Source organism: Fructilactobacillus ixorae, from assembly GCF_024029915.1.
In the GTDB taxonomy this organism is placed as follows: Bacteria; Bacillota; Bacilli; order Lactobacillales; family Lactobacillaceae; genus Fructilactobacillus; species Fructilactobacillus ixorae.
This window is the reverse complement of the sequence record NZ_CP097478.1, coordinates 732,809-746,825: the sequence shown is the minus strand read 5'-3', so window position 1 is coordinate 746,825 and position 14,017 is coordinate 732,809. Positions and strand designations below refer to the sequence as shown.

Annotated in this window: 11 protein-coding genes, 1 pseudogene and 1 other annotated feature; of the genes and pseudogenes, 11 read left to right on the top strand and 1 reads right to left on the bottom strand. The window is 46.1% G+C overall.

Annotation, left to right across the window (positions count from 1 at the left end):
• Nucleotides 1-152 precede the first annotated feature (152 nt).
• The 4 genes from M8332_RS03640 to M8332_RS03625 all read left to right on the top strand — a co-directional run bounded on the left by M8332_RS03640 (nucleotide 153) and on the right by M8332_RS03625 (nucleotide 4,734).
• Complete coding sequence (locus M8332_RS03640; RefSeq protein WP_252779484.1) at nucleotides 153-467, top strand: hypothetical protein; 315 nt, start codon at nucleotides 153-155, stop codon at nucleotides 465-467.
• 181 nt (nucleotides 468-648) lie between these two features.
• Nucleotides 649-2,766 carry a type I DNA topoisomerase gene (topA, locus tag M8332_RS03635; protein ID WP_252779483.1) on the top strand — a complete coding sequence of 706 codons (2,118 nt, stop codon included), beginning with the start codon at nucleotides 649-651 and terminating at the stop codon, nucleotides 2,764-2,766.
• Between the two features lie 53 nt (nucleotides 2,767-2,819).
• Nucleotides 2,820-3,740, top strand: coding sequence for a tyrosine recombinase XerC (locus tag M8332_RS03630; RefSeq protein ID WP_252779482.1), 921 nt, complete (start codon nucleotides 2,820-2,822; stop codon nucleotides 3,738-3,740).
• Nucleotides 3,741-3,858: 118 nt separating this feature from the next.
• Complete coding sequence (locus tag M8332_RS03625; RefSeq protein ID WP_252779481.1) at nucleotides 3,859-4,734, top strand: aldose 1-epimerase family protein; 876 nt, start codon at nucleotides 3,859-3,861, stop codon at nucleotides 4,732-4,734.
• Nucleotides 4,735-4,809: 75 nt separating this feature from the next.
• Here the strand turns inward: M8332_RS03625 and plsY are convergent, their stop codons facing one another.
• Nucleotides 4,810-5,442: a glycerol-3-phosphate 1-O-acyltransferase PlsY gene (plsY, locus tag M8332_RS03620; protein ID WP_252779480.1), complete on the bottom strand. Its 633-nt coding sequence runs from the start codon at nucleotides 5,440-5,442 to the stop codon at nucleotides 4,810-4,812.
• Nucleotides 5,443-5,590: 148 nt separating this feature from the next.
• Between plsY and parE the strand changes: the two genes are divergently transcribed.
• From parE to M8332_RS03585, 7 genes and pseudogenes are all read left to right on the top strand, one after another.
• Complete coding sequence (gene parE / locus M8332_RS03615; protein WP_252779478.1) at nucleotides 5,591-7,552, top strand: DNA topoisomerase IV subunit B; 1,962 nt, start codon at nucleotides 5,591-5,593, stop codon at nucleotides 7,550-7,552.
• A gap of 11 nt (nucleotides 7,553-7,563) precedes the next feature.
• Complete coding sequence (gene parC / locus M8332_RS03610; protein ID WP_252779477.1) at nucleotides 7,564-10,014, top strand: DNA topoisomerase IV subunit A; 2,451 nt, start codon at nucleotides 7,564-7,566, stop codon at nucleotides 10,012-10,014.
• A gap of 65 nt (nucleotides 10,015-10,079) precedes the next feature.
• On the top strand, nucleotides 10,080-11,021 hold the full coding sequence (locus tag M8332_RS03605; RefSeq protein ID WP_252779475.1) for a manganese-dependent inorganic pyrophosphatase: 942 nt from the start codon (nucleotides 10,080-10,082) through the stop codon (nucleotides 11,019-11,021).
• Nucleotides 11,022-11,143: 122 nt separating this feature from the next.
• Nucleotides 11,144-11,593: a peptide-methionine (R)-S-oxide reductase MsrB gene (msrB, locus tag M8332_RS03600; RefSeq protein ID WP_252779474.1), complete on the top strand. Its 450-nt coding sequence runs from the start codon at nucleotides 11,144-11,146 to the stop codon at nucleotides 11,591-11,593.
• Complete coding sequence (msrA, locus tag M8332_RS03595) at nucleotides 11,590-12,114, top strand: peptide-methionine (S)-S-oxide reductase MsrA (protein WP_252779472.1); 525 nt, start codon at nucleotides 11,590-11,592, stop codon at nucleotides 12,112-12,114. Before msrB ends, msrA begins: the two co-directional genes overlap by 4 nt.
• 124 nt (nucleotides 12,115-12,238) lie before the next feature.
• Nucleotides 12,239-13,060, top strand: coding sequence for a class I SAM-dependent methyltransferase (locus M8332_RS03590; RefSeq protein ID WP_252779471.1), 822 nt, complete (start codon nucleotides 12,239-12,241; stop codon nucleotides 13,058-13,060).
• A gap of 108 nt (nucleotides 13,061-13,168) precedes the next feature.
• Nucleotides 13,169-13,401 (top strand) — a binding site (T-box leader).
• Between the two features lie 184 nt (nucleotides 13,402-13,585).
• Nucleotides 13,586-14,001, top strand: a pseudogene (locus M8332_RS03585) (amino acid ABC transporter permease); the annotation flags it as partial.
• Nucleotides 14,002-14,017 lie beyond the last annotated feature (16 nt).

Here is a 14,017-nt window from a genome sequence, read left to right as displayed (position 1 = left end):
GTAGAGAACCCGGGTTGCGGTGACTTGAAGGCGATCTAATTGTTTTGGTGTAATGAATTAGGCGCACATCTGCAACCAAATCTTGCAACGAAATTAGAAAAGACGTGTATAATAAAAGGTAGTATGGACTAATAGATAAAGGAGCAGTGAGTATGTTTAACTTTCTTAGTAGCGTTAACTCATTAGAGTTCTTCGCAGTTGCCAACGTCATTTTATGGATTATTACCGCCCTCTTGTGGGGGATCGATCGGTTAATGAAAAAACCAGCCTATAAAATTGCTTGGGCCGATTGTGGTCAGATTGTTTGTTTTATTGACGCTGTGATTTTAGTTTTCAGTATCTTATTCTATGGAATCGTGGTAACCCTTGGGATGTACATTCCAGATGTAATGTTACTATTGATTTTCATCTTCGTGCTGGTCGCCGCCTTCCTTGGAGGCGTGATTTGGAAATTTTTGGATAAATAAGCCCAGTCGGGTTTAGACTTTGGTTACAGTGAGGCTCTTCCACTACTGGAAGAGCCTTTTTAGTGGGTTTAATTTGACACCTAGAAAAAATTGCAATATGCTTTGTTAGAAATTCATCGCGCTGTACCTGCGATGATTACGTACATAATATATGTAGAAAAGTGACGAGGGATAGAATTTAATGGCCACCAAAACAACAACGAAAAAGCAACCAACTAAGCGCAAACGTAGTACACCAAAAAAGAAGTTAGTGATTGTCGAATCACCAGCCAAGGCGAAAACGATTGGGAAGTATCTCGGGCGGACCTATAACGTAATTGCCAGCAAGGGTCATATTCGTGATTTACCGAAAAGTCGAATGGGAATTGAGATTGAAAATGAATTTACCCCGGAATACATTTCGATTCGAGGCAAGGGCGAGACAATCAAAAGCCTCAAGTCCGAAGCGAAAAAAGCAAAGGAAGTTTTTCTGGCTTCTGACCCGGACCGGGAAGGAGAAGCGATTGCCTGGCACGTTGCTCACATTCTAAATTTAGATGTGAATGACTATAACCGGGTGACCTTTAACGAAATTACTAAAGAAACGGTCAAGGATGCTTTTAAGCACCCGCGGACCATTGATATGAACCTCATTAACGCCCAACAAGCCCGGCGAATCATCGACCGGTTGGTGGGTTATTCAATCTCACCAATTTTGTGGAAAAAAGTGAAGAAGGGTTTGAGTGCCGGTCGAGTTCAATCAGTGGCACTCTGGATTATCATTCAGCGCGAACGCGCCATCCAAAAATTCCAACCAGAAGAATACTGGACGATTGATTCGGTCTTTAAGAAGGGGCGTTCTAAGTTTAAGGCTAGTTTTTACGGATTAGACGGCAAGAAAACGAACTTAAAGGATAACGCAGCTGTCCAGTCCGTTGTAAAGCGACTGGATCCAAAGGCTGATTTTACCATTGCGGACGTTAAAAAGCGGGAAAAGAAACGGCAACCTCCACGGCCGTTTACGACGAGTACGCTGCAACAAGATGCAAATAAAAAACTCCGGTTTCGAACGGGGCGTACGATGATGGCTGCCCAGCAACTTTATGAAGGGATTAACATTGGTAAGGAAGGAAGCCAGGGGTTAATTACCTACATGCGAACCGATTCAACGCGAATTTCTTCTGGAGCTAAGCACGAAGCCGCAGCCTTTTTGCATGAACATTATGGCGCGAAATATGCTGCAAATCACCCGCAAAAGGGAAAATTACCTGAAGGAGCACAGGATGCCCATGAGGCGGTTCGACCGACTTCGGTCTTACGGACGCCGCAGAGCATTGAAAAGTATTTAACTAAAGATCAGTATAAGTTATATAATCTGATTTGGTGTCGCTTTGTAGCGAGTCAGATGACGCCGGCCGTTGTGGATACCCAAACGGTCACGATTGACCAAAATGGGGTTAGTTATCGGGCAAACGGCTCGAAGCTGAAGTTTGAAGGGTACTTAAAGGTTTACGCCGCGGGGAAGGAAAAGGATAACATCCTCCCAAGCTTAGAAACTGGTGATGCGGTTCAGATGGTTAGCAACCAACCGGATCAACACTTCACGCAACCACCCGCACGGTACACTGAAGCAGCGCTCATTAAAACGTTGGAAGAAAACGGAGTGGGCCGTCCATCTACGTACGCTCCAACGTTGATGACGATTCAAAAGCGGTACTACGTGAAGCTTGAAGCCCGTCGATTCGTGCCAACGGAACTGGGTGAGATTGTCAATAAACTGATTGAAGAGTACTTCCCAGACATCGTGAACGTTGACTTTACAGCGGACATTGAAGGGCAACTGGATGAGATTGAAGAAGCCAAACGGAAATGGGTAGCGGTCGTAAATGATTTCTACCAACCATTTTCTAAAGAGGTGACCCATGCCGAAAAAGAAATGGAAGCCGTTCAGATTAAAGAACCCTTAGCGGGCTTTAACTGTGATATTTGTGGCGCTCCGATGGTCGAAAAGATGGGTAAATACGGGAAGTTCTTTGCTTGCTCCCGGTTCCCGGACTGTCGCAATACGCAAACAATCGTTAAAGAGATTGGGGTTACCTGTCCGAAGTGTCACAAGGGCCAAGTGATTGAACGAAAAACCAAGAAAAAACGGACGTTTTATGGTTGTTCCCGCTATCCAGAGTGTGACTTTGTCTCCTGGGACAAGCCAATTGGTCGTGATTGTCCGAAATGTCACCACTTCTTGGTTAACAAGAAGGTGCGCGCGGGCTGGCAGGTGCTCTGTCCGCAGGGTGATTACGAAGAAACTATCATTAAGTAACCAAAAGACCGTTCGCAAGCGAACGGTCTTTTTCGAAAATGAGGAGAATGACGATGGCAACGAAACAAACCGATCAACAATTGCTAACCCTATTTGAACGGTATTTAGTAAATGAACGACAGTATTCACCGTTAACGGTCCGTGCCTACCACGATGATTTATTGCAATTTCAGCACTTTTTACAGGCAACGGGGCCGCAAGTGACGCTGACCAAGGTCGAACCGTTTGACGTGGAGGTCTTTTTAAGTGAACTCCATGACCATGGGGACGCTACGAATACGATTGCTCGCAAGGTTTCGGCCCTGAGTTCGTTTTATAATTTTCTCGTCAACAACCAACTTGCCAGTGAAAATCCGTTTCGGTACGTGCAAATCAAGCATCAGTACCAACATTTACCACGCTTTTTTTACGATCGGGAACTGGAACAGCTATTTAAAACGGCCCAAGCTAATCCGAAGCCGGAACTAGCTGAACGGGACCTCGTGATTTTGGAAGTGCTGTATGGAACCGGAATTCGGGTGAGTGAGTGTGCTAATTTACAGTTACAGCAACTGGACTTAGAAAATCAGATGATGCTAGTTCACGGAAAGGGCGACAAGGATCGGTACCTCCCGTTTGGCCGGTACGCACATGACGCCATTAGTACGTATCTGGACCAGGGGCGCCGCACGTTAATGGAAAAGCATCACCAGCACCATGAAACCCTGTTAGTGGACTACCAGGGGCGGCCGTTAACGGCGCGGGGAATTGAATATGCACTGACCCAAATCATGCAAAGAAGTGGCCTAAATAGTAGCATTCACCCCCACATGTTGCGCCATTCTTTTGCAACCCAACTTTTAAATAACGGGGCAGATTTACGGACGGTCCAGGAATTGCTCGGCCACAGTAACCTGGCAACCACCCAAATTTATACCCACGTAACGAAGGAAAAGCTCCTGCAGAATTACCAGCAGTTTTTTAAGCGCGATTAATTCATGAAAGATAATCCTTTTTAATTCGCCCCAGTTATTATAAAATTGAACTAACTATCTCCAAAATGGGAACGACTTGGTCACAAGTGAACCAATTAATGACACGGGAGCGATAATCATGACTGTTGTATTACAAAATGACCAATTGACGATCAAGATTAATGAGCTCGGTGCCGAGCTCGTGTCGGTTACTCGCGCTGGACATGAATACATGTGGAACGCCGATCCGAAGCACTGGAAGCGCCACGCTCCCATTTTATTTCCAATCGTTGGGAAGTTAAACCAGGACCAGTACCGCTATCAAGGACAAACTCACCATATGCCCCAGCATGGTTTTGCCCGCGACCAACCCTTTCAAGTGGTTAGTCAGGTTCCAGACCAAGCGGTTTTCTTGCTGGAAGCAAATGATGAAACGTTACAAATGTACCCGTTTAACTTCTCCTTGTTTGTGAGTTACACCTTACGACACGAGCGAGTTGAAGTGCAGCTGACGGTAATGAATACAAGTGCAGCTGACGAGCAACTGCGCTTTGCAATTGGCGCTCATCCGGGCTTTCAAGTTCCATTAACCACTGCTAAGCAGCCCGCAACTTTAACCGTTACTCCGGCGGAACCATATCGCGAAATTCAATTAGGGACAGACGGATTAACCACGGCGGAACACGAAACCACGGAATTTGAAAAGCCGGTGGCGGTGACTCATGCCCTGTTTCAGGGAGACGCTAAAATCATTGACGTTCGACTAAACCCTAAAACGGAGCTAACGCTCCAAGCCGCGGATCAAACATGGGGGGTATCCGTGACCGGGGAATTAAACGATTATTTTGGGATTTGGTCGACATATCCCACTGTTTCTAACTTTGTTTGTTTAGAACCGTGGTGGGGGATTGCCGATTCTGAAACGGTCACCGGGGACTTAGAAACCAAGCCCGGGATGCGGACGTTAGCCGCGGGGGCAAAAAAAACGTTTGAATACCAACTGAAATTTTTCTAACTAAAAAAGGACCTTTGTAATCACGTTCGTTGTCTAAAAGCAACGTTGATTAGAAAAGTCCTTTTTAGTCTGTAATTAATGCGGATGGTGGGTACTCCGATATTTGCGGTACCAGTAGTAAAGCCCAAAGGGGAGAATGTTTTCGGTTCCATTCCAAATTTTTTTGATATTATTGCGATGCCGGTATAAAGTAAAGATGGTCAACACACCCGCAACGACTTGCAGTGCGATATCGTTCGTCGTAAAGGAAACCAAGAAGATGATGATAAAGCCTAGGATACTGCCCAGGCTCATCATGCTGGTGATAAAGACACAGGTGAAGGCGGTGGCAGCGGCCAAGAGAAAGAAACTGAAGTTGTAGGCCATCAACATTCCCGCACTGGTGGCAACCGCTTTGCCTCCCCGAAAGTGATCGAAAATGGAAAAGGTATGACCAAGGACGGCCATAATTCCAAAGATGAGTGGGTACCAGGAGTGGATGCCTAGTTGCATTGGTAACCAGGTGGCAAGCCAGCCCTTGCCAATGTCTAAAAGCATGACAATTGTGCCGGCCACTGGACCTAAGACGCGTAAGGTATTCGTGGCCCCGATATTTTTGGAGCCATGCCGTCGAATGTCAACGTGAAAAAAGAGTTTTCCAATCCAAATGCCGTTGGGAATGGACCCAAGCAGATAGGCAAATATTAAAAGAAGTACAATCTTAACCATTTTTCCTCCTACTTTGTAAAAACTAACATTCGTTATTTTAGCATTTATTTTCAAAATAAAACAGGTCGGCAGCGCTTCTGCTAAAGCACCTAGTTGCAATTGGTATTAAATCGGTTATGATTAATATGGAAAAAAGGAGTAATTGACGATGACGAATAAGAAGGACAACCAAACTTATGATGCGGATTCCATCCAAGTTTTACATGGATTGGAAGCCGTCCGCAAGCGCCCGGGGATGTACATCGGCTCCACTGATAGTCGGGGTCTTCATCACTTGGTTTATGAAATTGTTGACAACGCGGTTGATGAGGCCATTGCCGGTTACGGAGATGCGATTAATGTCACAATTAACGCGGATAATAGTATTACCGTACAAGACTATGGACGGGGAATGCCAGTTGACATGCATGCTTCTGGTAAACCAACTCCAGAAGTAATCTTAACGGTCCTACACGCCGGGGGGAAATTTGGTCAGGGTGGTTATAAAACCTCCGGTGGACTACACGGGGTGGGGTCTAGCGTTGTTAACGCCCTTTCAACCAGTTTGACGGTCCGCATTGTCCGTGATCACACGTTGTACCAGGAAGAGTTTGCAGATGGTGGTAATCCGGTCGGGACGCTAACCAAGCTGGGCAAAACCAAGGAACCCAACGGTACCACGATTACCTTTCAGCCTGATCCGACCATTTTTACGACGGTAGTCTATAACTTTGATACCTTAGCTACGCGCCTGCGAGAAGCAGCCTTTTTACTGAAAGGCGTGAAAATTACCCTAACCGATCAGCGGGATGGCCAGGAACGGCAAGAAATTTACCAATTTGACGAAGGCATTAAAGAGTTTGTGACGTATTTAAATGAAAGTAAGAGTACGCTTGGTCCGGTTATGGACTTTGATGCCAGCAAGGATGGCATCGAAGTAGAGGTCGCCGTTCAGTATAACGATGGGTATACGGAAACCATGATTTCCTTTGTTAATAACGTCCGCACGAACGATGGGGGAACCCATGAAGCTGGATTTCGGAGTGGTTGGACCAAGGCTATGAACGAATACGCGCGCAAGGTTTCGTTGTTAAAGGATAAGGATAAAAACCTAGACGGGAGCGACGTTCGGGAGGGACTAACCGCCGTCATTTCTCTCCGCGTTCCCGAAGCAGAACTGCAGTTTGAAGGCCAAACTAAGGGTAAATTAGGGACCCCGGCTGCCCGCTCAATCGTTGATAGTGTAATTGCGGAACAGTTACTGTACTTCCTAATGGAAAACGGCGATTTTGCCAATACGTTAATTCAAAAAGCACTCCGGGCCCGTAAAGCCCGTGAGGCTGCTAAAAAAGCCCGGGATGAAAGTCGCAAGGGGAAGAAAAAGAAGAAGAGTGAACGGCTTCTCTCAGGAAAGTTAACGCCGGCGCAGTCGAAAGATGCCAGTAAAAACGAACTCTTCCTGGTCGAAGGGGATTCCGCTGGGGGTTCAGCTAAACAAGGCCGCGATCGCAAACACCAGGCCATTCTCCCGTTACGGGGGAAGGTCTTAAATACCGAAAAAGCCAGTGTAACTGATATTTTGAAAAACGAAGAAATTAGTACGATTATGTATACTGTTGGTGCCGGAATGGGACCGGATTTTTCCCTCGCCGATGCCAACTACGATAAGATTATCATCATGACGGATGCCGATGATGATGGCGCCCACATTCAAATTCTCCTGCTCACGTTCTTCTATAAGTATATGCGGCCAATGATTGAAGCCGGTCGGGTTTACGTGGCCTTACCACCCCTGTATAAATTGCAGTCTGGCAAGGGGGAGCACCAAAAGGTAGAATACGCCTGGACAAATGAGGAGTTGGAACGGCAGCGACCGGATTTTCCCCAGGGAATGACGTTGCAACGGTTTAAAGGACTAGGGGAAATGAATGCTGACCAACTTTGGGAAACCACGATGGATCCTGAGCACCGCACCTTGATTCGGGTTGAGATTGACGATGCGGCGCTTGCCGAAAAACAGGTTTCGACGCTCATGGGAACCAAGGTGGAACCCCGGCGCAATTGGATTGAAAATAACGTACAGTTTACCCTTGAAGACGAGGGTAGTATCTTAGATAAGACGCTAGAGTAGGAGGAAAGCCAGTGGCAAAACACGCAGAAATTAAGAACCTGTCCTTAGCTGCCGTGATGGACGAACGCTTCAGCCGGTACTCCAAAGCCATCATCCAAGAACGAGCCCTGCCCGATGTTCGTGATGGGTTAAAGCCCGTGCAACGTCGGATTTTGTATTCGATGAATAAGGACGGGAATACATACGATAAGGGGTTTCGAAAGTCGGCCAAATCAGTTGGGAACGTCATGGGGAACTTTCATCCCCACGGGGATAGTTCGATCTACGATGCAATGGTCCGGATGAGTCAAGCTTGGAAACTCCGGGCCCCGTTGATTGACATGCATGGGAATAACGGATCAATGGACGGAGATCCACCGGCAGCCATGCGGTATACGGAGGCGCGGTTGAGTAAAATTGCGGGTGAAATGCTTCGCGATATCGATAAAGAGACCGTGGACTGGGTGTTGAACTTTGATGACACTGAATCAGAACCGACCGTCTTACCGGCCCGGATTCCAAACTTATTGGTAAACGGAGCAACCGGGATTTCCGCGGGATACGCAACGGAGATTCCCCCGCACAATTTAAGTGAAGTAATTGACGCTTTAATTTATTTGCAAGCTCATCCGACCGCGACCCTGGACCAACTGATGCAGTTTATCCAAGGACCAGATTTCCCAACCGGCGGAATTATTCAAGGCTTGGACGGAATTAAGCAGGCCTATGCAACGGGCCATGGTCGCATTGTCATCCGGTCACGGAGTACGGTCATTGAAATGCGTGGGGGTAAGCAGTTAGTCCAAATTACGGAGATTCCGTATGAGGTTAATAAGGCCCAACTGGTTAAACAAATTGATGAGATTCGCTTGAATAAAAAAATCGAGGGAATTGCTGAGGTGCGGGATGATTCGGACCGTTCCGGACTCCTAATTTCACTGGAATTAAAGCGGAACGCGGACCAGCGGGGGATCTTGAATTATTTGTATAAAAATACAGATTTACAGATTTCCTATAACTTTAACATGGTGGCCATTAAGGACATGCGGCCGGAACGGTTGTCGCTAAAGACGATTTTAACGACCTACTTGGCTTATCAGCGAGAAGTGTTGACTAACCGAACCCAGTTTGACCTGCAAAAGGCTCAAGCGCGCCAACACATTGTTTTAGGTTTAATTAAGGCCCTGTCGATTTTAGACCAGGTCATTAAAACGATTCGCGCCAGTGAGAACCGCAAGGCAGCGCGGGATAACTTAGTGGCAACTTATGCTTTTACAATCAAACAGGCGGATGCGATTGTCGCGTTACAACTTTACCGGTTGACGAATACCGACGTGACCAAGTTGAAATGCGAAAATGCTGATTTGGCAGCCAAAATTGCAGAATTTCAAACTATTCTGGCGAATCCGCAGGAATTGGATCGGGTGCTAAAGCAGGAGTTATTGGCAATTGCTCAGGAATATCAAACGCCACGCCGCTCGACAATCCAATCAGAAATTGAAAGTTTGAACATCAGCAAGCAGGTAACCGTTCCGGACGAACAGGTGATGGTCATGGTTTCCAAGGATGGCTACCTGAAGCGCACGAGTTTGCGTTCCTATAATGCCACGGAATTAACTGACAACGGTCTCAAAGAAGCAGATCATCCCGTCTTTATTCAACAGTTAAGCACGCGGGCTTCCATCTACATTTTTACCGACGGGGGAAACTGGATCTACCGCCCGGTTCATGAAATCATGGAGGCCAAGTGGAAAGATACTGGAGAACACATTTCTCAGTTAACGGGGTTAACTTCCACGGAAAAAGTAATTCAGGTCCAGGCTTTTAATTCATTAGAACAGCCCGGTCACTTTGTGATTGCAACCCGGGCGGGACACATTAAGCAGGTGGAAGTTAGGAAGTTACAGCCCAGTCGGACGTACCGGAGTCGGGCGATGACGTACGTTAACCTTAAGGATGAGCTGGACGAAGTTGTAAACGTAACCTACCGAAAAGCTGATGATTACCGACACGTCTTGATTATGACCGAACAGGGCCTTGGGGTGCGCTACGCCATTACGGAAGTAGCAGTTAACGGTCCCCGGACGGTGGGAGTCCAGGCGATTAAGCTCGCAGAGCTCGATCGGGTTATCAACATGCAACTAGTGGATGAAACTGATCAAGTGGCGATGGTGTTTCAAAACGGAAACTTCAAAAAAATGGCCGTTGCAGAAATTCCATTAACTGCTCGGTCCCGCAAGGGCATCAAAGTTTTACGGGATTTAAAGACGAAGCCCAACAAATTAGCTAGTTTCCTTCGGATCAATCCAGAAGAAACGGTCCTGCGGGTTTATACGAACACCCGTCAGGCAGAGGAGATTCTCTTGGCTGATTATCATAGTGCACCTCGGACTTCGAATGGTTCCAACCAGGTTAACGTTAAAACAACGGGAACACCCGTGCAGTTGGAACATCTGTTGTTGAATCCTCCGGCAGCAGAGTAACTTCAGCTTGAAACTACAAAATATGGTAAAGTAAAGGTATTAAATGAAGTAAAGGAGATTTTTTCATGACAAAGGAATTAGTTTTTGGTCACCAAAATCCAGATACAGATGCAATTGCAGCTGCAATTGCGTTGGCGTACCTCGAAAAACAAGATGGCTATGAAACAGAAGCTGTGGCACTTGGACCGGTGAACCCGGAAACCCAATTTGTCTTAGACTACTTTGGCGTTCAAGCTCCACGGGTGGTTAATCATGCCCAACCCGAAACTGATCAGGTAATGTTGGTTGACCACAATGAGCCCCAACAAAGTATTGCTGACATTGCCGAGTTAAAGGTCACGCACGTGGTTGATCATCACCGGATTAGTGGCTTTAATACCGCGCAACCCCTCTATTACCGGGCTGCTCCTTATGGTTGTTGTTCCACCATCATCACCCAAATGTACTCTGAAGAAGGGGTTACGATTCCAAAGGAAATTGCCGGCTTGATGATGTCAGCCATTATTTCGGATACCTTATTGTTAAAATCACCGACGACGACGGATGTTGATCGGGATGCCTTACAAGCTCTGGCAGAGATTGCCGACGTCGATAACTACGAAGACTACGGGATCCAAATGCTCAAAGCGGGAACAAACGTCGCAGCCAAATCAGCCCAGGAACTGATTGATAGCGACGCTAAATCCTTTGTTTTGGGTGGCAAGAATGTCCGGATTGACCAAATCAATGTGGTTGATCTAGCAGATGTCAATGCTCGCCTTACGGAAATCAAAACGGCGATGAAAACGGAAGCTGACGCAGAAAACTATGATTTGTTCTTAGTGTTAGTAACGAACGTGTTAACTAGCAATTCAGAATTAATCGGCGTAGGAGAACCTCAGGACGTGGTTGCAGCGGCGTTTGGCAATCAGTTTGATGAAAACGATGTTATGCAACTTCCGGGCGTAGTTTCGCGGAAGAAGCAAGTTGTCCCACCACTTACGGAACAATTACAACCAACTAAATAAACCTAAAAATTAGTCAGTCCCACTCATCAGGACTGACTAATTTTTAGTTGTGAGCAATATATTTGCATTTAAATTTCATATCATTAGAATAAAGAACAGTAATAAACAAGGAGGAATTTGTAATGAATAAAGATGAATTGAAACAGAAGTTAACCCCAGAAGAATATGCGGTTACCCAAGAAGCAGCTACAGAACCCGCCTTTACTGGTAAGTATGACCAGTTCTTCAAAAAAGGGATCTACGTGGACATCGTCAGTGGTGAACCATTGTTTAGTTCCGCAGATAAGTATGACTCTGGTTGTGGGTGGCCAGCCTTCACTAAGCCCATCAAAAAGGAAAACATCAAGAGTAAAACGGATACTTCCTTTGGGATGATTCGTGAAGAAGTTAAAAGTTCTGATGCTGGTTCACACCTCGGACACGTGTTCCCAGATGGGCCAGCGGACAAGGGGGGACTCCGGTACTGCATTAACTCAGCTTCCCTCAAGTTCATTCCTTATGACGAAATGGATGCTGCTGGATACGGAGAATACAAGCAACAAGTTGACGAAAATGGAGGTCCAAACGCATGAAAAAAGAAGATACGGCAATTTTTGCCGGTGGGTGTTTCTGGTGCATGGTACGTCCGTTTGAAGAAACTCCCGGGATTATTTCAGTAGTATCAGGATACACAGGCGGACACGTTCCGAACCCAACCTATGAACAGGTTTGCAGTCACACAACGGGACACACGGAAGCCGTTAAAATCACCTTTGATCCAAGTGTGATTTCATACAAAGAGCTGGTTGAGATTTACTGGCGGCAAACGGATCCTACCGATGCCATGGGCCAATTTCAAGATCGTGGTGACAGTTACCGGCCGGTGATTTTCGTGAATAGTCCGGAACAACGGAAGGTTGCGGAAGCTTCGAAAAAAGCATTGGAAGAGTCTGGCCAATTTGATGCTCCAATTGTGACTAAAATTGAACCAGCTCAACCATTTTATCCTGCCGAAGATTACCACCAGGATTTCTACAAAAAGAATCCACTGCGGGCTCAAATTGAAGAAATGGGTGGCCGAGAACAATTTATTAAAGAACACTGGTCTAAATAGTTAGGTTACAAAGGATTGCTCTAGGAGCAATCCTTTTTTGTTACTTTGGTTTTTAGATTTGAATCGTTGGTAACCAAGAACTATACTGAAAGCGGACTTAGAATTTAAAAATGAGGCGATGATAATGTTAAGTACCAAAGGGTTAAATTTAACGATGTTGAGCATTCCGTGTGTCAAAAGTCAGCAGTTGCATGATCCACAGTCCACAAAGTTGATTGCAAAGTTTGAAAATCCCACGCAATTTCAAGAAGATTGTGACGCCGGTTACGATCAATTTTTGAGTCGCAATGTAGTCGTAAGGCACCGGTACTTTAGCCATTTTTTGGAGCAAAAGCAGGATCTCTATGAGCAGCTTTTAATTCTGGGAGTCGGACTCGATACCAAACCCGACACGCTCCCATGCTTAAAAAATAAGGCGGTGTATGGCTGTGATCTAGCGGTTGCTGACATTCAAAACATTTATCAGGCAACGGGGGTCCACACCCAGACGAAGTTGGTGGCGTGTGATCTCGAAAACGGAATGGACCAGCAGTTTTTAACTAGGTTACAAGCGCAGGGATTCTCGCTCACGAAACCAACCCTAGTGCTGTGGGAAGGAGGGACCTTTTACCTGTCACCAGAGGCAGTGGTTCATGACCTCAGTTTTTTAAACCAGCAGCTTAACCTAGTTGGCTTATTAGTTGATTACATGAGTAGCGCGGTCTTTAATCCACCCCGTCACGAAAAAGCCCGTCGGCAACTAGACCTGGTTGCTAAAATCGGGTGTCCCTGGAAGTCATTTTTCACGCCGGTGGAGATTAAACAATTGGATCACAAGCTGGGATTCACCGAGATTAACGTGACCGCGCATGGTAAAATTGAGCAACGGGTCTTTGGCAAGGTTCAACTTGATGAAGACATCATGTACTTAAGTGCGGCCTTCAAATCCGTGGCTGGCACTAAATAATTAACATTAAGTTCAATCAAACGTCCCAAATCGATAAAAATCCGAATTAAAATCCCAAAAAGGGTTGCATTATTTTTAATCCATGCTATCATAAATAAAAATTATAAAAACAAAGCGTTAGTTAGGAAGTAGTAAGCTAAGTTGAACCACCTCAGTGAGATGTTGGTTGGTGCAAAACATCACGGAACCGCTTAGCTGAACGTCACCTAATTGCTGTATGCGATTACAAACCATACTGGGTGCTCCCATTATCGAGCCAACGATTCGAAGCTGGATTGGGAGAGATGTTGACGGGTTAGTCAGCATAATAAAGGTGGTACCGCGTACAAGGCGTCCTTTAGTCAAGTTAATTGACTAAGGGGCGCCTTTTTTGTTGGCGTAATGTAAAGTTTAGAAATTGGAGGAATGGTGATGCAGAAACAGTGGCGTAGATGGTTCTTAGTGGGAATGCTGGTGCTTGTCGGGGCTAGCATCTGGGTCCGCTCCGTGTACGCGGACGACTCGCTACAACGAGTGAAGGAGAAGGGAGGCTTCATCAATATTACTGCGTTACCCGCTGGGATCATTGCCGTGACCCTGAACAGTGCGGCCTACGTTAGTGAAATCATCCGGGGTGGAATTAATTCGGTGGCAAAGGGGCAAAGAGAGACCACCCGAAGTTTAGGACTAACGAAAGCCGAGGCCCTTCGCTTTGTTAGCTTACTCAGGCCTTTAAAAACAGTTGGCCAGCGCTTGGTAACGAATTTATCTCGGTCATCAAGGAAAGTTCAATCGTGTCAATTATCGGGGTTCCTGATCTAGTTTAGGAACTAAACGTGGTCCGGGCCGATACCTACCGGAAAGTGGCTCCGATTGTGGTCGTAATGGTGATTTACTTCATCCAGACCGTTACCCTCACACGGGTACTAAATTATTGGGAAAAGAAAATGAAGCATACTTAAATCAACCAGCAGGGAG